This is a genomic window from Dyella sp. PARNA 12/25 (assembly GCF_055702865.1).
The window spans coordinates 78,115-96,602 of the sequence record NZ_JBVQCI010000011.1 but is presented as its reverse complement, the minus strand read 5'-3'; the positions used below and the strand labels follow the sequence as shown (position 1 = coordinate 96,602).

The window sequence follows — 18,488 nt, the reverse complement described above, 5'->3', positions numbered from 1 at the left end:
TGCCGCTCTTTTCACCCGCCGCTTTGAGTCAGTCATGAAGCCCGATATCCATCCGAATTATCGCCCGGTGGTGTTCCAGGACCTGTCGTCGGACTTCGCGTTCCTGACGCGTTCGACGATCGCCACCAAGGAAACCGTCAAGTGGGAAGACGGTAACGAGTACCCGCTGATCAAGGTGGATATCTCGAGCCACTCCCATCCGTTCTACACCGGCAAGCAGAAGACGCTGGACACCGGTGGTCGCGTCGACAAGTTCCGCAAGCGCTACGCGCAGAAGTAATCGCGCGACACGCTTGTTGTAACGCTGCGGCCACGCAGCGTTCGCATGCATATCACACGGGGCGAGCATGGCTCGCCCCGTGTTTTTTTGCGCGTGCCATCCGACCATCCGCTAGGGCATGTTGGTAAGGCGATATGCGATAATGAGCGGCGAGGTGTCGCAGTCTTCCCCGCTGCGACATCAACCCTACCTCGCCGGCATCGTCCATAGGGGCGATACGTTGGCGACGACATTTCGTGAAGGAGGTTTTCCGTGTCCGATTCCAAGATCGTCAAGTTGGTGGATGAGTCGACCAACCGCAGCAGTGAACTGCCTCTGCTCAGCGGCACTCTGGGTCCCGCATGCATCGACATCGGAACGCTGTACAAGGACACGGGCCATTTCACCTACGACCCGGGTTACGGCAGCACCGCAAGCACCAAGAGCGCCATCACCTATATCGACGGTGACGAGGGCGTGCTGCTTTACCGCGGTTACCCGATCGAGCAGCTGGCGGAGAAGTCGAGCTTCCTCGAGACGTCTTACCTGCTGCTCAATGGCGAGCTGCCGACCAAAACGGAATTCGCCCAGTTCGAACATCAGATCACGCATCACACGATGATGCATGAGTCCCTGAAGGACTTCTTCAAGGGCTTCCACCACGACGCGCACCCGATGGCCATGCTGGCCGCCTCGGTGGCTTCGCTGTCGGCCTTCTACCACGACGACATCGACGTCGATAATCCGGAAGACCGCAAGCTGGCCGCGATCCGCCTGATCGCCAAGATGCCGACCATCGCCGCCGCCTGCTACCGCTACTCGATCGGCTGGCCGTTCCGCTATCCGCGCAACAACCTCGAGTACGTCGATCGCTTCCTGCACATGATGTTCGAAGTGCCAAGCGAACCGCTGGAGCTGAGCCCGGTGGCTGCCAAGGCACTGGATCTACTGTTCATCCTGCACGCCGACCACGAGCAGAACGCTTCCACCTCGACGGTGCGTCTGGTCGGTTCGACCGGCGCCAACCCGTACGCCTCCGTGGCTGCCGGTATCACGGCGCTGTGGGGCCCGGCGCACGGTGGTGCAAACGAAGCCGTGCTGAAGATGCTGGAAGAGATCGGAACAGCCGACAAGGTCGAAACCGCCGTCAAGCGCGCGAAGGACAAGAACGACAACTTCCGCCTGATGGGCTTCGGCCACCGCGTGTACAAGAACTTCGACCCGCGCGCCAAGATCATCCGCGAGATGACCCACAAGGTGCTGAACGAGCTGGGCATCAATGACCCGCTGCTCGATGTGGCGATGAAGCTGGAAGAGGCGGCGCTGAAGGACGACTACTTCGTCGAGCGCAAGCTGTACCCGAACGTCGACTTCTATTCGGGCATCATCTACAAGGCGCTGGGTATCCCGACCGAGATGTTCACGGTGATGTTCGCCATCGCCCGTACCGCCGGCTGGATTTCGCACTGGATCGAGCAGCACGAAACCCCAGGTGCTCGCATCGGCCGTCCGCGCCAGATCTACACCGGCGCCAATGTGCGTGACTACACGCCAGCGGACAAGCGCTAAGCGTTGTAGGCTTCGTACAGAAAAACGCCCCGGCATGCCGGGGCGTTTTTTATTGGGAGCCTGGAAAATAGAAGTGAGGAGTGAGAGAAAGCAGCTCTCTTAAACTTCTCACTTGTCTTTACTCACTCCTGAGCTCACTTCAGTGCCGACGACAACATGCGCTCGAACTCGTCGTCGTTCTCTGCTTCCGAAAGTAATTCTTCAACGGCTGCCAAAGAGGCGCGTCGCATAGGCTTCTCGTCCATGCGATCCAGTGGTGGTTGCCGCAGCGAGTCGAGCGGCAGCACGGTGATGTCGAAGGGCAGGCCATCGGCGGCGAATAGCAGTACCGCGTACTCGGCCTGCTCGTCACGGGTGATACGCAGGCGACGCGTTTGCTGTGTCAGGGGTACACCGCGCTCCTGCAGAAACAGCACTACGGACTCGGGCGTGTCGCTGAACACATGCAGGCATACCGCCGAATGTGCATCGGCGGTGCCTTCGAGCACTGCACCGACCAAGCGTGGTTCAAAGCGATCGAGGAAGCGCATGGCCTCTACGGCCGCTTCGCGTCGCTCTTGTAGCAGTTGAGGTTGGGTTTCGGCGTGGAAGATGCGCTGATGCTCGCGCAACGCTTCCTCGATCTCGTTGTTGCGCGGCAAGGCCTGCGCATCGACGATGCCCAGCCGCTCGGCGGCTTTGACCTTGGCGTGGTGGAAATCGCGGATGCCGTGTTCGCTCATCAATCGCGCCGCCTCCTGGGCGACGCGCAGACGGTTGCGCTGAAGACGGTCCTGCGCGTGGATTCGATGGTGCTGACCTCGTGCCATGCCTCATTCCTCCGGCGATCTAACGCCCGACATGGCGGGCGCGGGCGGCAGAACGGACAACAGAGAAGATCCGCGCTGCCGACGATTAGAAGATGTCGTAGGCGTGCTGCTGATCCTGGTCCTCCTGTTCTTGATTGGCCTGCTGTCTCATGCGGTCCACATCTTCGACCTTCATTATTTCGGACTTGCCATTGATCTGCACCGTCGAAATGCCTGGCGGCATCGGCAGCGTAGCCGACGGCTGATCCTTCAGGGTGGCACCCATATACGACATCCAGATCGGCAAGGCCGCCTTGGCGCCGAACTCACCCTTGCCGAGCGAGCTGAAATCGTCAAAGCCCACCCAGACGGTGGTCACCAGGGTGCCGTTGAAGCCGGAGAACCACGCGTCGCGGTGATCATTGGTGGAGCCGGTCTTGCCGGCCAGGTCGTCACGACCCAGGGCCATGGCGGCAGCGCCGGTGCCGCGCTTGATCACGTCCTGCATCAGTGAAGTGATCAGGTAGACGTTGCGACCGTCGATGACCTGTGGGGCCAGTACGGGCGGGTGCGCGCCGTCGCCGTGGGCGTCCGCAGGGAGCACAGCGTCGCCGACCCCGCCTACGCTGTTGGGCGCCGCAGGACCACCGGCCGTTGCCGCCGCGGCAACGGCGTTGGCGGGCGCCGCCGTGGTGCCTGCCGGTGGCGGGCCGGGCGGGCGGGTGTCGAGCAGGCGCTCGGCGCACGTGCGGCACGCGCGTGCGGGGTTGGCCTGATACACGGGCTTGCCGTCGCGATCATCGATTTCGCTGATGAAGTACGGCGTCACCAGATAGCCGCCGTTGGCAAACACGGCGTAACCGCGGGCCATGCTCATCGGCGACACCGAGGCGGTACCCAGCGCCATCGACAGGTTGGGGGGCAGCGAGTCGAGGCTGAAGCCGAAGCGGGTGATGTAGTCGCGCGCAAAGCGCACGCCGATGGCATCCAGCAGGCGCACCGACACCAGGTTCTTGGATTTCACCAGCGCTTCGCGCAGGGGAATGGGACCGTCGAACTTGTCGTCGTCGTTGGATGGCGTCCACAGGCCGCCCGGGCGGGACGGGTCGGGCAAAGAGATCGGGGCGTCATTGACGATGGAGGCCGGTGTAAAGCCGCGCTCAAAGGCCGCCGAGTAGATGAACGGCTTGAAGCTGGAGCCGGGCTGGCGGGCAGCCATCACCGCACGATTGAACTTGCTGCGCAGGAAGTTGAAGCCGCCCACCAGTGCCTGCAGCGAGCCGTCCTCCGGGTTGACCGAGGTCAGGGCTGCCTGTGCTGCGGGGATCTGGGTCAATTGCCACTGGCCCTTCTCATCGCGCGACAGGCGCACGATGTCGCCGCGCTTGAGCACGCTGGCCACGTTCTTCGGCGTCGCGCCAACGCGGGTATCGTCAATGCGTGGGCGTGCCCAGCTGACGGCCTCGAAGCCCAGCTTCACCGGCTCGCGGCTGGCCAGGTTGATGCTTGCCTCATTGCCAGACACCTCGGTCACGATGCCCGGCTGCATGCCGGAGATGTCGGTGTAGCCGGCCAGGGCGCGCTCGAAATCCTCTGTGCTGGCATCGGCGGCCAGCTCCTGGTGGGCTTCAGGGCCACGCCAGCCATGGCGGCGGTCGTACTCGACCAGGCCGGAGCGCACTGCGTCGACGGCCGCCTGCTGGCGGCTGCTCTGGATGGTGGTCTTCACCACGTAGCCCTCCGTCAGGGCATCGTTGCCCAGCCGGTCGAGCACCTGCAGGCGGACCATTTCGGCCAGATAGGGCGCATCGACCTCGATCGGCGGCTCATGCGGCGAGGCGTTGTTCGACTCGGCGATCGCCTGCTCGTACTCCGCCTTGCTGATGTAGTGGTTCTCCAGCATCTGGCCAAGCACCCAGTTGCGGCGGGCCATCATGCGCTTGGGGTTGTTCAGCGGGTTGACCACCGAGGGCAGCTGGAAGGTGGAGGCCAGGGTGGCGCTTTCGGCCACCGTCAGCTGGTCCAGCGTCTTGCCGTAGTAATAGGAGGCAGCCGCGGCCACGCCGTAGGAGCGGTGGCCCAGGAACATCTTGTTGAGGTAGAGCTCAAGGATCTGGTCCTTGGTCAGCTCGCTCTCCATGCGCAGGGCGATGAAGATCTCGGTGATCTTGCGCGAATACAGCTTCTCGGGACTCAGGAAGAAGTTGCGCGCCACCTGCTGGGTGATGGTCGAGCCGCCCGGGCCCTTGTCGCCACCCGAGACGATGACGTGCCAGCCGGCACGGGCGATACCGTGCCAGTCCACGCCAGGGTGCTGGTAGAAGCCGGCGTCCTCCGCAGCCAGCACGGCGTGCTTAAGGCGGTCGGGAACCCCGCTGATGGCCACGGGGATGCGGCGGGTCTCGCCGAAGCTCGCAATCAGCTTGCCATCCGCAGAGAGCACCCTGAGGGGCACCTGCATATGGTAGTCCTTGAGCACGGCCACCGAAGGAAGACGAGGGGAAACAAGCCAGTAGGCCACGCCTATCGCTGCAAAACCCAGCAGCAAACCCGTGAAGGCCAGGATCAGGATCCAGCGCAGGAACCGCGTGAGAATTTGCATGGTTTGGGTGTTTGCGAGACTTGAGTCAAAACAAGACAGAGTATAGATGTAGCAGTATCCACGGCATGAACCGAGTACGTCACAGCAAAAAACAGGCCACCGGCCCATTCGCCCAACCTGTGGATGCCGTCACGCGAATGAGTCGAGAAAAAGCTCGTAGGCCGTTGCCAATACGTTAATTTTTGGATTAAATGCCGACGCGCACTGTGCCACTCCAAGGCACGGGCGCCCAGGGGCAAGGGGGAAAATCGTGGGGCTCTTTACACCCAAGAAGCCGCCGCTTGTTGGCGTCGATATCAGTTCGACTGCCGTCAAGCTGCTGCAGCTCAGTCAGGCCGGCGGTCGCTATCGCGTGGAACACTACGCGGTCGAGCCACTGCCCCCCAATGCAGTGGTCGAAAAGAACATCGTCGAAGTCGAGGCGGTGGGCGAGGCCATTCGTCGTGCGTTGGCGCGCTCGGGCTCCAAGCTCAAGCACGCGGCGGCGGCCGTGGCCGGTTCGGCCGTGATCACGCGCATCATTCCGATGCCAAGCGAGTTGTCCGAGGATGATCTCGAAGGCCAGATCCAGGTCGAGGCCAACCAGTACATCCCGTACCCGATCGAAGAAGTGAGCCTCGATTACGAGGTGCTCGGTCCGGTGCGCGACAACCCTGAAATGAACAATGTGCTGCTCGCTGCCTCGCGCACCGAGAACGTGGACATGCGCGTCGCCGCGCTCGATCTTGGTGGGCTATCCGCCAAGGTGGTCGATGTCGAAGCCTTCGCGATGGAGAACGCCTTCGCGATGGTGGCCGATCAGCTGAACGTCGGCCGCGATGCGCTGGTCGCCGTGGTCGACATTGGCGCCACCATGACCACCCTGTCGGTGCTGCGCAATCAGCGCACCATCTACTCGCGCGAGCAGGTGTTCGGTGGCAAGCAGCTCACCGACGAGATCATGCGCCGCTACGGCCTCTCCTACGAGGAGGCGGGCCGCGCCAAGCGCAAGGGTGGCCTGCCGGACTCCTACGAGAACGAGGCGCTGGAACCCTTCAAGGATTCGCTGGTTCAGCAGATCAGTCGCCTGCTGCAGTTCTTCTTCGCAGGCAGCGAGTACAGCAAGGTCGACCAGGTGGTACTGGCCGGCGGATGCGCCTCCATCGAAGGCATTGGCCAGATGCTCGAGCAGCAGCTCGGCGTGTCGTGCGTGGTGGCCAATCCGCTGGCGCGCATGTCGCTGTCGCCTCGCGTGCAGGCCCAGTCGCTGGCACAGGACGCCCCCGCATTGATGATTGCGGTCGGCCTCGCGCTGAGGAGCTTTGACTGATGGCACACATCAACTTACTTCCGTGGCGCACCGAGCGCCGCAAGCAGCGCGAGCGCGAGTTCTTCATGCAGCTGGCCGCCGCCTTTGTCGCAGCGGTGCTGGTGCTGCTGTTGTGGTCGGTCTGGATGGGCGAGCGCATCGATACCCAGAACGATCGCAATACCTATCTGCAAGGCGAGATCAAACAGCTCGATGAGCGCATCGCCAAGATCAAGGACCTGGAAAAGGTCCGCCAACGCTTGCTGGCACGCAAGCAGATCATCGAGCAGCTGCAGGCCAATCGCTCGCAGATGGTCCATTTGTTCGATGAGCTGGTGAAGACCATTCCGGCCAGCGCGCGCCTGGGCGGACTCAAGCAGGTCGGTGAATCGATGACGCTGGAAGGCGTGGCCCAGTCCAACGCCAGCGTGGCCGAGTACATGCGCAATATCGAGGGGTCGCAGTGGATGGGTCATGCGGATCTGCGCAAGACCGAGAACACGCATGGCGATAGCCGTATGCCATACGCCTTTGGCCTGGACGTGGCATTGAGCCGGCCCAAGTCCACTGAGGACGGTGAGGGTGTCGACGACGACCACTCACCGATCTTGCCGGCAGCGTCCAGCTCGACGGCGCAGAGCCCGGCAGCGGCCCCGGTGGCACCAGCGGCGTCCGGTGCTTCGCAGCCGGCCAAGCCGGCCACCGCCGCCACCACGGCTGGGGCTAGCAAGCCCACCAGCCCTGCAGGCAATAGAGGAGCGAAGCCATGAAGTTCCTCAATGACCTGCGGAACCTCGATCGCAACAACATCGGTGGTTGGCCGATCTCGATCAAGGTGTTCTTTTGCACACTCGTGTTTGGACTTGTCGTGTTCCTGGGCTGGCGTCTGAAAATCAGCGACCAGCAGGACGATCTCAACACCGCGGCAGCCAAGGAAGAGCAGCTGAAGCAGGAGTTCTCCCAGAAGCAGGCCAAGTCGGTCAATCTGGAGACTCTGCAGCAGCAGCTTGACGAAATGCAGGACATGCTGCGCCAGCTGCTGCGCCAGCTGCCCAGCAAGACCGAAATGCCCGAGCTGTTGGTGGACATTTCACAGACGGCACTTTCAGCGGGCCTGGAAACCGAGCTGTTCCAGCCGGGTGCGGAGTCGCCGAAGGACTTTTACGCCGAGAAGCCGATTCAGCTGCGCATGGTGGGTACGTACCACCAGTTCGGCACCTTCATCAGCGGTGTGGCCTCGCTGCCGCGCGTGGTGATCCTGACCATGCACGATGTGTCGCTGACGCCGAAGAGCAAGGACGCCAAAACTGGTATTGCCACCGGTGGCATGCTGGTGCTGCAGGGCACGGTCAAGACCTACCGTTATCTGGAAGAAGACGAGAGCGCTGAGGCCAAGGCCGCCAACGCCAAGTCGGCTACGGGCAAGGCGCCGGCAAAGACAGGGGGCCAGAAATGAGCAAGAGGGTTGCCATCAGGCCCGCCACCACGGTGAAAGCCTTGCTGGTGTGCTGCGCCATGCTGACGCTGGCCGGTTGCAGCGGGCAGGACGATCTGCACCAGTGGGTCGCGCAGGAAAAGCAAAAGAAGGGTGCGCCGATTCCGCCGTTGCCGGTCATCAAGACGTTTGAGACCTTTCAATACAACGATCAGGAACGTCGAGATCCGTTCTCTCCGAGCACCGCCGAGTTGCAGCAGGACGGCGCCAATGCGGGCCCCCGTCCGGACCAGAACCGGTCCAAGGAACCGCTGGAAATGTTCGCGCTGGACAGCCTGAAGATGGTCGGCACCGTGGGTGCAGGCGCAGGCATGGAAGTACTGGTGAAGGATCCGGGGGGCGTGATCCATCGCGTTCACCGCAACGAATACATGGGCCAGAACTACGGTCGGGTCACCGCGATTGGCGAGGACCACATCGACCTGGTGGAACTGGTATCCAACGGCAATGGTGGCTGGATGGAACGTTCCGCCAGCATCGCGCTCAGCGAGAAATAAGAAACAGGGGCTGATGCAATGACCAAGCAACTCAAAACTGTTCGGGGCCGTGTCATGCGCCAGGCTAGCCGTTATATGGTGGTAGGCCTGCTGACGCTGGGCGCAGCCTGGTCGAACGCCGCGGCTGCCGCGACCAGCACCCTGAAGGACATCAGCTTCGACACGCTGCCAGGTGGCCGTGTCGAGCTGCACCTCAATTTCGCCCAGGGGCCGGTTCCGGAGCCGAAGATCTTCTCTACCGGTAATCCGCCGCGCATTGCGGTCGACTTTGCCGACACTGATAACGCCGCGCCGCGTCATCTCGACATCGGCAAGGGGGCGACTACCGGCGTGTCAGCGGTGGCGGCCGGCGGCCGGACCCGCGTGGTGGTGGAGCTGGTGCGTGAATCCACGTATCGCTCGCGCGTCGAAGGCAACAGCCTGGTGCTGACCGTGAACAACGGTACCGATGCCCAGACCACGACGACAGCCGCGACCATTGATCCTTCCAAGGCGCTGCCTTCGATGGCCAATGGCCCCTCGGTGTCCAACATCGACTTCCGCCGTGGCCCGAATGGCGAAGGCCGTGTGCTGATTGATTTCAGCGGTGCGGGTGCCAGTGCCGACATGAAGCATCAGGGCGACAAGGTCGTGGTGGATATCGACCACGCCACCCTGCCGAGCAATCTCGCTCAGCGCCTTGACGTACTCGACTTCGCCACGCCGGTGCAGACCATCGCGACCAAGGCGGGGGTGCGCGGCGGCGCGCGTATGGAAATCAGCACCAAGGGTGAGGTGGAAACCTCGGCCTACCAGAGTGGCAACCAGTACGTGGTCGAAATTGCGCCCAAGAAGAAGGACGCCAAGGGCGGTGATCCGAAGCTGACGAAGGGTCAGGATCCGGTCTACAACGGCAATCGTGTGACCTTCAACTTCCAGGACATCCCGGTGCGCTCGGCGCTGCAGCTGCTGGCTGATATCTCCGGCCTGAACCTGGTGGCGTCGGATACGGTGGGTGGCAGCGTGACCCTGCGTCTGGTCAATGTGCCGTGGGATCAGGCGCTGGACGTCGTGCTGCGCGCCAAGAGTCTCGACAAGCGTCGCAATGGCAATGTGATCTGGATTGCGCCGCAGGAAGAGCTGGCCAAGTACGAGGAAAGCATTGCCGATGCCCGTGTCAAGGCGGAAGACAATGCCGAGCTGGTGACCGACTACGTGCCGATCAGCTATGGCAAGGCCAAGGACATCGCCAAGTTGCTGACGCAGGGTAGCCTGTCTGCATCTAACAGCGGTGGCGGCGGCGCCGCCGGTGCGAATAAGGCCTCTCGCGGATTCCTGTCCGCTCGTGGCAGCGTGTCGTTCGACGAGCGCACCAACACGCTGTTGATCAACGACAACCCGCAGAAGATCCGTGAGCTGCGCGAACTGATCTCCGTGCTCGACCGTCCGGTGCAGCAGGTGCTGATCGAGTCGCGCATCGTGATCGCCACGGACACCTTCACGCGTGAGCTGGGTGCCAAGTTCGGCCTGCAGGGCAAGATTACCAATCCGAGTCAGCAGCAGCTTTCGACGGGCGGCACATCCAGCGGCAAGGGTACGGCCAGTGGTATCAACGTAAACCTGCCGACGGTCGATCCCGCTACGAGCAGCTTTGCGCTCGGTATCCTGGGCAAGAACTACGCCATCGACCTGGAGCTGCAGGCAGGGCAGACCGAAGGCCGCAGTGAAGTGATCTCCAGCCCGCGCGTCATTACCGCCAACCAGCAGGAAGCGGTCATCCGTCAGGGTCAGGAAATCGGCTACGTCACCTATCAGAACAGCGCGACCGGCGCGAGTGGCAGCGGCACCGCCACCGTGGCGTTCAAGGACGCGGTGCTGGAGCTGAAGGTCACGCCGACGATCACTTCGGACAACCGCGTGTACCTGATGATCAATGTGAAGAAGGACGCGCTGGCTGGCTATATCACCGTGCCGGGCAGTGGCCAGGTACCCACGATCGATACGCGTGAGATCAACACCTCGGTGTTGGTCGATAACGGACAGACCGTGGTGCTCGGCGGCATCTACGAAATCACCAAGCAGAACTCCGCCTCGAAGGTGCCGGGCCTGGGCGATATTCCGGGCGTGGGCATCCTGTTCCGCAGCACTCAGCGCGAAAGCAACAAGGCGGAGCTGTTGATCTTCGTGACGCCGCGCATCCTCAGCGAGAGCCTGCAGTAAGCGGTCTCGCCAGCAAGACGAAAAAGGGCGGCCCAGGCCGCCCTTTTTCATGTCTGAATCGGTCGCAGCCAGTGGGTGTTTTGGGGGCCGGAAGTCATGGGCATTAAACTTCTGGGACACTTCACGGTCTGTGATAGCGCCAAACCATGACGGAATACCCGATGGACATGCCCGAGCCCCAGCCCGCGTCACGCCTGCAGCAGGCTTTTCTACACGTTCGTGATGAGCTGCAGCGCGGCGTCATTGGCCAGCCGCATCTGATCGATTGCCTGTTGGTGGCCTTGCTCGCCGACGGGCATTTGCTGGTCGAGGGGGCGCCGGGCTTGGCCAAGACGACCGTGGTGAAGGCGCTGGCCGGTTGCATTGAGGCCGATTTTCACCGCGTCCAGTTCACCCCCGATTTGTTGCCGGCCGACCTGACGGGTACCGACATCTTTCGCCCGCAGTCGGGCAATTTCGAGTTCGAGCGCGGACCGCTGTTCCACAACATCGTGTTGGCCGATGAGATCAACCGCGCACCGGCCAAGGTGCAGTCGGCGCTGCTCGAAGCCATGGCCGAACGCCAGATCACCGTGGGGCGCAGCACCTGGCACCTGCCTGAGTTGTTCATGGTGATGGCCACGCAGAATCCCATCGAGCAGGAAGGCACCTTCGCGTTGCCGGAGGCTCAGCTCGATCGCTTCGTGATGCACGTGACCATCGGTTATCCGGATGCCGATGCCGAGCTTGCCATTCTCAAGCTCGCGCGCGAACAGGCGCGACGCAGCCTGCATCCGGTGCCTGCCGCCAGGGCAACTCTGAGCCAGGCAGATGTGTTCAGTGCGCGCGATGCTGTGCTCGCGGTCCACATGGCACCGGCTCTCGAGGAGTACCTGACGCAACTTGTGCTGGCGACGCGCAACCCTGGTGCCTATGGCCCAGAGCTGAAGCGCTGGATCGCGTGGGGGGCCAGTCCGCGAGGCACCATCGCCCTGGATCGTTGCGCACGCGCGCACGCCTGGCTGGCAGGGCGCGATTACACCTTGCCCGAAGACGTGCACGCGATTGCGTATGAAGTGCTGCGTCATCGCGTGCTGCTCAGTTATGAGGCCGAGGCGGAAGGTGTGCGCAGTGACCAGGTCATCCGTCGTGTGCTGGATCTCGTGCCGCTCCCGTGAGTGCTGTGCCGAATCAAAGGAACGAGGGTGACGGGCGCGTTCGCGTTCGTCTCGCCGAGTTGGTGGCATTGCGCAGCCGCGTGGCCAAAGCGGCCCTGCCGCGGCTCGAAAGCCGAGCGATGCACGCGGGCCAGCAGTCCAGCCGCCTGTACGGTCGTGGCATGGACTACGCCGAATCGCGCGTCTACCAACCCGGCGACGATGTGCGCCGCCTCGACTGGCGACTTACCGCCCGCAGTGGAAAGTTGCATACCAAGCTATTCCAGGAGGAACGCGAAGGACGCCTGCTGATCCTGCTCGATACCCATGAAAGCATGCGCTTCGGTACTCGCGTGCGCCTGAAATCGGTGCAGGCAGCACGCGCTGCGGCGCTGGCTGCCTGGTACGCGGTGCGGGCCGGTGAGCGCGTTGGCTTGATGGAATTCGGTAGCGGCGAACGCCTGCTTCGCCCCCAGCTTGGCACGCGCGGCGCCCTGGCGGTTTGTGGTGCGCTTGCCGAGTGGGATGCCCGCCAGCTGTCATCGCCGCGCGAGCCTTTATCCGAGGCTTTGCTTCGCGCTACGCGCCTCATGCACGGCGCCAATCGGGTCGTGCTGATCAGCGATGGTCTGAGTTGCGACGACGCGGCGCGTGGCCGCCTGCTTGATCTCGCTGGCAAGGCGGGTGTCCGCGTGCTGGTGGTCGCCGATGCATTGGAATTGGGGCTTCCGCCACCGGGACGCTATCCTCTTGAGCACGAAGGCGTGCGACGCGATGTCGTACTGTTTGGTGAACGTCAGCGACGTGAGTTTCAACAGCGTCTCGGCGCAGGGCAGAGCAAACTTAATGCGATGGCGCAAAGTCTGGGCCTGCCGCACGTTACTATCGATACGGCCAACGATCCGCTCGATGCTGTAATGTCGCTGTTGGCGCCGGGAGTACGCCGATGATGGCAGTGTCCAACACGTCGCCGCCCGCGGCAGGGCCGAATCTGCGAGACATTCATCTCCCTCCTTCGCCAGCGTGGTGGCCACCGGCACCTGGCTGGTGGATGGTGGCCGTGCTCGTATTGGTCGCTGCTATCGGCTTGTTCTGGTGGTGGCGCAGACGGCAACGGCGACAGAGCGCTGAGCAAGCCATGCTGGCGGAACTGGATTCGTTGGCTGCGCACGCGCAGGGGAAACCACAGGAGCTAGCTGCAGGCTTGCATCAACTGCTCCGGCGGGCGGCGCGACGACTCGATGCAACCGCCATTCGCCAACACGGTGAAGATTGGCGACAAACGCTGGCGTCGGTACCTGTCGATGCACGTACCGTGGAAACACTGGTGGCATTGGAAACAGCCTTGTATCGGCCCACGGCATCCTTTGATATCGATGCGGCCGTGGAGGCGACACGGCGCTGGTTGATCGTCGCATGGCGCCGTCGCATCAAGGCCAACACCATCTCTCCGGCGTCAGTAGCTCGCACGGCAACGGAGTCCGGTCATGCCTGAGTTCGCATGGCCCTGGGTGTTCCTGCTGCTGCCTTTGCCGTGGCTGTTGCGCTGGTGGCTGCGACCCGCACAGCCCGGCGAGGCGCTGCACTTGCCACATCCTGGACTGCACCTGGAAGTTGCTGAGCGCCGTAACGGAAGCGAATGGCGTACATGGGCGCTGGTGCTTGCCTGGGTATGTCTGCTGGTGGCGGCATCGCGTCCGCAATGGGTGGGTCCGCCGCAAGCGCAGCAGCGCAGCGGACGCGCCTTGATGCTGGCCGTCGATCTGTCGGGCAGCATGCGTACCAACGACATGGAGCTGGGCGGTCGACCCGTCAGCCGCTTTGGCGCGGTGGAAGCGATTGCGGGTGATTTCATCGCGCGCCGCAGTGGCGATGAGATGGGGCTGATCATGTTCGGTAGTCGTGCGTTTCTGGTCACGCCGCTGACCTACGATCTGAATGCCGTGCGCGCTCAGCTGCAAGGTGCTGCGGTGGGTCTGGCCGGCACCGAAACGGCGATCGGTGATGCCATTGCGGTGGCGGTAAAGCGCCTCGCCGGTTTGCCGGAGCAGGCGCGTGTCGTGGTGCTGTTGACGGACGGCGTGAACAACGCCGGCAACATTGCGCCGCTGGATGCTGCACGCGCTGCCAAGGCGGCCGGTGTGCGTATCTACACCATCGGCATCGGCGCCACCGAGATGACGGTACCCGACCTGTTCGGCTCACACATCGTCAATCCTTCGGAAGATCTGGACGAAGGCATGCTGCGCGCCATGGCCACACAAACCGGTGGCCACTATTTCCGTGCGACCGATGCCCAACAGTTGGCCGATGCGTATCGAGCCATCGATGCGCTGGAGCCGATGCCGCAGCAAGGCCCTTCGCTGCGGCCGCGCCATGAATGGTTCCGTTGGCCCCTGGCGCTGGCGGTGCTGGCGTGGTTGGTGGCGATGGCACCACGTACGCGGCGCCTGGAGATGGTGGCATGAGCGAGGCGCTGCAGCAGTTTCACTTTCTGCGGCCTTGGTGGTTGCTTGCTTCGTTGGCGCTTCCTTTGCTGCTCGCCTTCGCCTCGCGTCGAAGCGGCGCACGTGAGGCACTCGCGCGACTGGTCGATGCCGAGCTGTTGCCTCATCTGCTGCAGGGCAACGAGCCGCGTCGCCGTGGTCCGGTGTTGCTGCTGGCGGCCGGATGGTTGCTGGCGACGTTAGCCATGGCAGGCCCGACCTGGAGTCATGTCGCCCAGCCGCTTTATGCCAAGCGCGCGGCACAAGTCGTGGCGATTTCGCTTTCCCAGCGCATGCTGGCTGCGCGATGTGGCGCCGAGTCGCATCGATCGTGCGCGCTACAAGGTACGTGATCTGTTGGCCGCCAATCACGATGGACTCAATGGGTTGGTGGCCTATGCGGGTGAGGCTTTTGTGGTTGCGCCGCTGACTACCGATGCGTCCAGCCTCAACGATCTGCTCGATGCGCTGGCGCCCGACACCATGCCGGTGGATGGTGACAACGCGGCACAGGCGATCGAGCGCGGCGTGACCCTGATTCGCGACGCAAAGGTCGGCGGTGGCTCGTTGGTGTTGGTGACCGATACGGTAGATGCCGCCGCAAGCGCAGCGGCGAGCAAAGCGCGCGAGGCAGGTGTGCGCGTTTCCGTGTTGGGCGTGGGTACGCCACAGGGCGGGCCGGTGCCACTCTCGGACCAAAGCTTTCAACGCGACGCGCAAGGCGATCTGACCATGGCGCGGCGAGACGATCAGAGCCTGCGCGCACTCGCCGAGGCGGGTGGCGGGCGCTTTGTTCCCATGACGGATGATCGCCGCGATATCGACGCGCTGCGCGCCGAACTCAGTACCGATGGCAACGCGACGTTGGCAGCGGACCTGCATGGTGATGAGTGGCAGGATCGTGGGCCTTGGCTGCTCCTGCCCTTGCTGCCGCTCGCCGCGATGTCGTTTCGCCGGGGCTGGCTGATAGTGCTGGCGCTGGCCCTGCTTCCGGGCGTGCCGGGCAACGCACGCGCTGGCAGCTGGAGCGATCTGTGGCGTCGCCCCGATCAGCAGGCCGCCGCGGCACTTGCGCAAGGCAATGCCAAACAAGCGCAGCAGCTGGCGCGTGATCCGGCGTTGCGTGGTGCTGCTGCCTATCGCGCGGGCGACTATGCAGCGGCTGGCGCCGCGCTGCACGATCTGCCGGGTACGGACGCGCAGTACAACCTAGGCAATGCGCTGGCCAAGCAAGGCAACTACCAGGCGGCGCTCGACGCTTACGACCGCGCGCTCAAAGCGAATCCCGCCAACGCCGATGCGCTAGCCAATCGCAAAGCGGTGGAAGATTGGATGCGTCAACAACCACAGCAGCAGCCTCAGAGCGGCGGGGCGCGCAACGACAAGAACAAGTCGGGGCAGGGGCCGTCGACCACGCCTCCCAAGGATTCGCAGGGACAATCCGCCCAGCAGCAGAACGGCTCGCAGCAGAACGACGGCGAGGGCAAGCCGTCCCAGCAGGCGCACGGCGACGCGCAAGGCAACGGTAACGAGAAGGACGCGCAAGGCGAGCAGCAGACGCCGGGTCAGCAGGCCGATGCATCGTCGGGGACTAAGCCGCAAACACCTCAAGAGCAAGCCGAAGAGCGCGCTCGTGCGCAACAGGCCCAAGAAGCACTGCAAAAGCAGATGGACCAGGCGCTGGGCAAGCCCGGCTCGAAACGGCAGCCCACCACGCACGAACTGGGTGCCATCGCCGCGGACGATGCCCAGTCGAAATTGCCAGCGGACGTGCGCCAGGCTTTGCAGCGTGTGCCGGATGACCCGGGTGCACTGCTGCGACGCAAGTTTGATCTCGAATACCGGCAGCGTCACGGTGGCGCGCCGGCGGAGGATGATTCGCCGTGAGCCTGCGTCGCCTGCTGATTTTCTGGTGCTTTGTGCTGTGTCTGTGGCCGATGTCGACGCTAGCCGCTGAAGTGCGGGCGACGTTGGATCGAACGCAGGTGGAGCTGGGCGAAACGGTGACACTCAATCTGCGTGCCGAAGGCAGCGGCATGGTGCAGGCGCCGGACCTGCGGCCGCTGTCGCAGGACTTCGCCGTGCTGGGCAGCTCCAGCAATACCAGTCTCAGCATTGTCAACGGCAAGCGCTCGTCTCAGGTCACGGTGGGCGTGGCCTTGCGGCCATTGCACGCGGGCACTCTGCAGATTCCTGCCCTGTCATTCGCAGGCGGCACGACTGCGCCAATACAGCTGGAGGTAGTCGCCCCCAATCCAGCGGACGCAGCAGCCGGACGTAAAGACGTCTTTCTCGAGGCAAGCATCGATCCGGCCAGCAGCTATGTTGGACAGCAGTTGGTTTATACCGTGCGGCTTTTCTTTGTCGCCAACCTCTCCAGTGGCGCACTGGAAGATCCACAGCTGGCGGGCGTGGAAGTCCGTCGTCTGGGCGAAGAGGTCAACTATCAAGCGGAACGCGGCGGTCGGCGCTACAACGTCATCGAACGCCGCTATGCGGTGACGCCGCAACGCGTGGGCCGACTGGTGATACCGCCTGTGGCGTTCCAGGGGGAGATGGTCAATCTCGCGGAGCCCGATGCCTTCTTCGGCAATGGGACACCCCTGTCGGCATCCTCGCCGCCCGTATCCATCGATGTGCGGCCCGCACCCACGCAGGCTTCCAAAGGAGCATGGCTACCTGCGCGTGACCTTGCATTGCACCTCGATGGCGGCCCGGCCCAGGGCGAACTACGCGTGGGGATGCCGGTCAATCTGGTGATGAGCCTGCAGGCGACGGGCCTGCCTTACGAGGCGCTGCCGGCGCTGAGTCTGCCCACGCTTGAAGGCGCCACCGTGTATCCGGACAAGCCGGTCGAGGGCACGCGCATCGAAGGGCAGTGGCAGGTGGGGCGGCGTCAGCAGGGTTTCGCCATTGTGCCGAGCCGGGCGGGGACGCTGACCATTCCCGAAACCACCCTCACCTGGTGGAATGTGGTGAGCGACAGTCTCGAGGTGGCGCGCATTCCGGCACAAACGTTCACCGTGCTGCCCGCCATCGGTGCGCCAAGCGTGACTCCGGCAACGCCCGCTACGGCGGCACAGCCGAGCGTTGCGCCTTCGGCGCCGATAGCAGCGCTGCCTGGTGCCAGCGCCCGTACGCCCTGGCGCTGGATGGCCATCGGCAGCCTGTGCCTGTGGGTGATTAGCCTGCTCGCGTGGCTGTGGTGGCGTCGTCGGCAGCCGCTTGCCCGCGCCGCGGCGTCATCGACAGACGCTAAGTCCACAGTGTCCCGGTTGCGCACTGTCTTTCTGGCCGCAGCGCGCGGCGCGGATGTGGCTGGCCAGGCCGGCACGTTGCTGGCATGGGCGCGCGCCGAGCGACCGCAACTGCAGAATCTGAGTGAGTTGGCTGCCGCCCTGGCACCCGGGACGCAGCCGGATGCCATTGCCGCCCTGCAACGCAGCCACTATGCCGGTGCCAACGAATCGGGGCTGGGTGACCGTTTGGCAGCGGCTTTCCGCGATGGTTTTGTATGGCGGCAGGGTGAGGCCGCATCCAACACCTCACCACTACCGGCGCTCTATCCATTCAACCTGCATCCGTGAGAGCGGATCGCCAGATCGCTGCCATCGTGTCGTCGAAACTGCACAGCAGCACCTGCATCGGCGTCGCTCCATGCTCTACGCTTCTGAGGCTACGCAGTGCCAAGGGGGCCGCCAGCTGCGGCGGGTAGCCGAACACGCCGCAGCTGATCGCCGGAAACGCCACGGAGCCCAATCCATGCTCATAGGCCAGCAGCAGGCTTTGCCGATAACAGCTGGCTAGCAGGTCTGGCTCCCCCTGTTCGCCACCGCGCCAGATCGGGCCGACGGTATGGATCACGTAGCGGGCGGGCAGGCTGAATCCCGGCGTGATGCGAGCTTCGCCGGTGGGGCAGCGCACCCCGGGGCTGACCTCCGGCAAGGCGCGGCAGGCTTGCAGTAGCCCGGGGCCTGCGGCACGGTGGATGGCACCATCCACGCCGCCGCCGCCAAGCAGGCTGACGTTGGCGGCATTGACGATGGCGTCTGCCTTGAGGCGGGTGATGTCAGCAGTGATGAGCTCAATGTGCATAGGTATTGGATCCGCAAGATATTGCGACGTATGCTTGGCCCTGAAGTATGTCCTCGATCTTCGCGCGGGGAGTC

The 18,488-nt window shown here is 63.6% G+C and carries 17 protein-coding genes; 14 read left to right on the top strand and 3 right to left on the bottom strand.

The features are described 5' to 3' along the window. Window positions 1-34 precede the first annotated feature (34 nt). Window positions 35-280: a type B 50S ribosomal protein L31 gene (locus AC0GUR_RS18300; protein WP_019466242.1), complete on the top strand. Its 246-nt coding sequence runs from the start codon at window positions 35-37 to the stop codon at window positions 278-280. Between the two features lie 252 nt (window positions 281-532). Beyond that, window positions 533-1,828 carry a citrate synthase gene (locus AC0GUR_RS18295; RefSeq protein ID WP_472878936.1) on the top strand — a complete coding sequence of 432 codons (1,296 nt, stop codon included), beginning with the start codon at window positions 533-535 and terminating at the stop codon, window positions 1,826-1,828. 134 nt (window positions 1,829-1,962) lie between these two features. Here AC0GUR_RS18295 and AC0GUR_RS18290 read toward each other — a convergent pair whose 3' ends face one another. Together AC0GUR_RS18290 and AC0GUR_RS18285 are read right to left on the bottom strand one after the other, a co-directional pair. Then, window positions 1,963-2,637, bottom strand: a complete 675-nt coding sequence (locus AC0GUR_RS18290) for a hypothetical protein (protein WP_472878935.1) — start codon at window positions 2,635-2,637, stop codon at window positions 1,963-1,965. 85 nt (window positions 2,638-2,722) lie between these two features. Beyond that, window positions 2,723-5,218, bottom strand: coding sequence for a penicillin-binding protein 1A (locus AC0GUR_RS18285; RefSeq protein WP_472878934.1), 2,496 nt, complete (start codon window positions 5,216-5,218; stop codon window positions 2,723-2,725). A 250-nt stretch (window positions 5,219-5,468) separates the two neighbouring features. Here AC0GUR_RS18285 and AC0GUR_RS18280 point away from each other — a divergent pair, with 250 nt between their 5' ends. The 12 genes from AC0GUR_RS18280 (at window position 5,469) to AC0GUR_RS18225 (ending at window position 17,906) form a co-directional block, all read left to right on the top strand. After that, on the top strand, window positions 5,469-6,527 hold the full coding sequence (locus AC0GUR_RS18280; RefSeq protein WP_472878933.1) for a pilus assembly protein PilM: 1,059 nt from the start codon (window positions 5,469-5,471) through the stop codon (window positions 6,525-6,527). Then, entirely contained in the window at window positions 6,527-7,276 is a 750-nt protein-coding gene (locus AC0GUR_RS18275) for a PilN domain-containing protein (RefSeq protein ID WP_472878932.1), read from the top strand. The genes AC0GUR_RS18280 and AC0GUR_RS18275 overlap by 1 nt, the downstream gene beginning before the upstream one ends. Then, complete coding sequence (locus AC0GUR_RS18270; protein ID WP_472878931.1) at window positions 7,273-7,962, top strand: type IV pilus inner membrane component PilO; 690 nt, start codon at window positions 7,273-7,275, stop codon at window positions 7,960-7,962. Before AC0GUR_RS18275 ends, AC0GUR_RS18270 begins: the two co-directional genes overlap by 4 nt. Further along, window positions 7,959-8,498, top strand: a complete 540-nt coding sequence (locus tag AC0GUR_RS18265; protein ID WP_472878930.1) for a pilus assembly protein PilP — start codon at window positions 7,959-7,961, stop codon at window positions 8,496-8,498. Before AC0GUR_RS18270 ends, AC0GUR_RS18265 begins: the two co-directional genes overlap by 4 nt. A 54-nt stretch (window positions 8,499-8,552) precedes the next feature. Then, window positions 8,553-10,697, top strand: a complete 2,145-nt coding sequence (gene pilQ, locus AC0GUR_RS18260; RefSeq protein WP_472878929.1) for a type IV pilus secretin PilQ — start codon at window positions 8,553-8,555, stop codon at window positions 10,695-10,697. A gap of 161 nt (window positions 10,698-10,858) precedes the next feature. Beyond that, entirely contained in the window at window positions 10,859-11,854 is a 996-nt protein-coding gene (locus tag AC0GUR_RS18255) for an AAA family ATPase (RefSeq protein WP_472878928.1), read from the top strand. Continuing rightward, window positions 11,851-12,783, top strand: coding sequence for a DUF58 domain-containing protein (locus AC0GUR_RS18250; protein ID WP_472878927.1), 933 nt, complete (start codon window positions 11,851-11,853; stop codon window positions 12,781-12,783). The genes AC0GUR_RS18255 and AC0GUR_RS18250 overlap by 4 nt, the downstream gene beginning before the upstream one ends. Continuing rightward, a complete protein-coding gene (locus tag AC0GUR_RS18245; protein WP_472878926.1) occupies window positions 12,780-13,328 on the top strand; it encodes a DUF4381 domain-containing protein in 549 nt (182 codons plus the stop codon). Before AC0GUR_RS18250 ends, AC0GUR_RS18245 begins: the two co-directional genes overlap by 4 nt. Beyond that, on the top strand, window positions 13,321-14,301 hold the full coding sequence (locus AC0GUR_RS18240; protein WP_472878925.1) for a VWA domain-containing protein: 981 nt from the start codon (window positions 13,321-13,323) through the stop codon (window positions 14,299-14,301). Before AC0GUR_RS18245 ends, AC0GUR_RS18240 begins: the two co-directional genes overlap by 8 nt. Continuing rightward, window positions 14,298-14,672 carry a hypothetical protein gene (locus AC0GUR_RS18235; RefSeq protein WP_472878924.1) on the top strand — a complete coding sequence of 125 codons (375 nt, stop codon included), beginning with the start codon at window positions 14,298-14,300 and terminating at the stop codon, window positions 14,670-14,672. Before AC0GUR_RS18240 ends, AC0GUR_RS18235 begins: the two co-directional genes overlap by 4 nt. After that, entirely contained in the window at window positions 14,629-16,206 is a 1,578-nt protein-coding gene (locus AC0GUR_RS18230; RefSeq protein ID WP_472878923.1) for a tetratricopeptide repeat protein, read from the top strand. Before AC0GUR_RS18235 ends, AC0GUR_RS18230 begins: the two co-directional genes overlap by 44 nt. Continuing rightward, window positions 16,203-17,906: a BatD family protein gene (locus tag AC0GUR_RS18225; RefSeq protein ID WP_472878922.1), complete on the top strand. Its 1,704-nt coding sequence runs from the start codon at window positions 16,203-16,205 to the stop codon at window positions 17,904-17,906. The genes AC0GUR_RS18230 and AC0GUR_RS18225 overlap by 4 nt, the downstream gene beginning before the upstream one ends. Here the strand turns inward: AC0GUR_RS18225 and AC0GUR_RS18220 are convergent. After that, on the bottom strand, window positions 17,890-18,414 hold the full coding sequence (locus AC0GUR_RS18220) for an O-acetyl-ADP-ribose deacetylase (protein WP_472878921.1): 525 nt from the start codon (window positions 18,412-18,414) through the stop codon (window positions 17,890-17,892). The two genes, AC0GUR_RS18225 and AC0GUR_RS18220, sit on opposite strands and share 17 nt — an antisense overlap. Between the last annotated feature and the right edge of the window lie 74 nt (window positions 18,415-18,488).

Coding starts and splice junctions, on each gene's coding strand:
- AC0GUR_RS18300 (WP_019466242.1), top strand. CDS start 35: ATGAAGCCCGATATCCATCCGAATTATCGCCCGGTGGTGTTCCAGGAC.
- AC0GUR_RS18290 (WP_472878935.1), bottom strand. CDS start 2,637: ATGGCACGAGGTCAGCACCATCGAATCCACGCGCAGGACCGTCTTCAG.
- AC0GUR_RS18285 (WP_472878934.1), bottom strand. CDS start 5,218: ATGCAAATTCTCACGCGGTTCCTGCGCTGGATCCTGATCCTGGCCTTC.
- AC0GUR_RS18275 (WP_472878932.1), top strand. CDS start 6,527: ATGGCACACATCAACTTACTTCCGTGGCGCACCGAGCGCCGCAAGCAG.
- AC0GUR_RS18270 (WP_472878931.1), top strand. CDS start 7,273: ATGAAGTTCCTCAATGACCTGCGGAACCTCGATCGCAACAACATCGGT.
- AC0GUR_RS18265 (WP_472878930.1), top strand. CDS start 7,959: ATGAGCAAGAGGGTTGCCATCAGGCCCGCCACCACGGTGAAAGCCTTG.
- pilQ (WP_472878929.1), top strand. CDS start 8,553: ATGCGCCAGGCTAGCCGTTATATGGTGGTAGGCCTGCTGACGCTGGGC.
- AC0GUR_RS18255 (WP_472878928.1), top strand. CDS start 10,859: ATGGACATGCCCGAGCCCCAGCCCGCGTCACGCCTGCAGCAGGCTTTT.
- AC0GUR_RS18245 (WP_472878926.1), top strand. CDS start 12,780: ATGATGGCAGTGTCCAACACGTCGCCGCCCGCGGCAGGGCCGAATCTG.
- AC0GUR_RS18240 (WP_472878925.1), top strand. CDS start 13,321: ATGCCTGAGTTCGCATGGCCCTGGGTGTTCCTGCTGCTGCCTTTGCCG.
- AC0GUR_RS18235 (WP_472878924.1), top strand. CDS start 14,298: ATGAGCGAGGCGCTGCAGCAGTTTCACTTTCTGCGGCCTTGGTGGTTG.
- AC0GUR_RS18220 (WP_472878921.1), bottom strand. CDS start 18,414: ATGCACATTGAGCTCATCACTGCTGACATCACCCGCCTCAAGGCAGAC.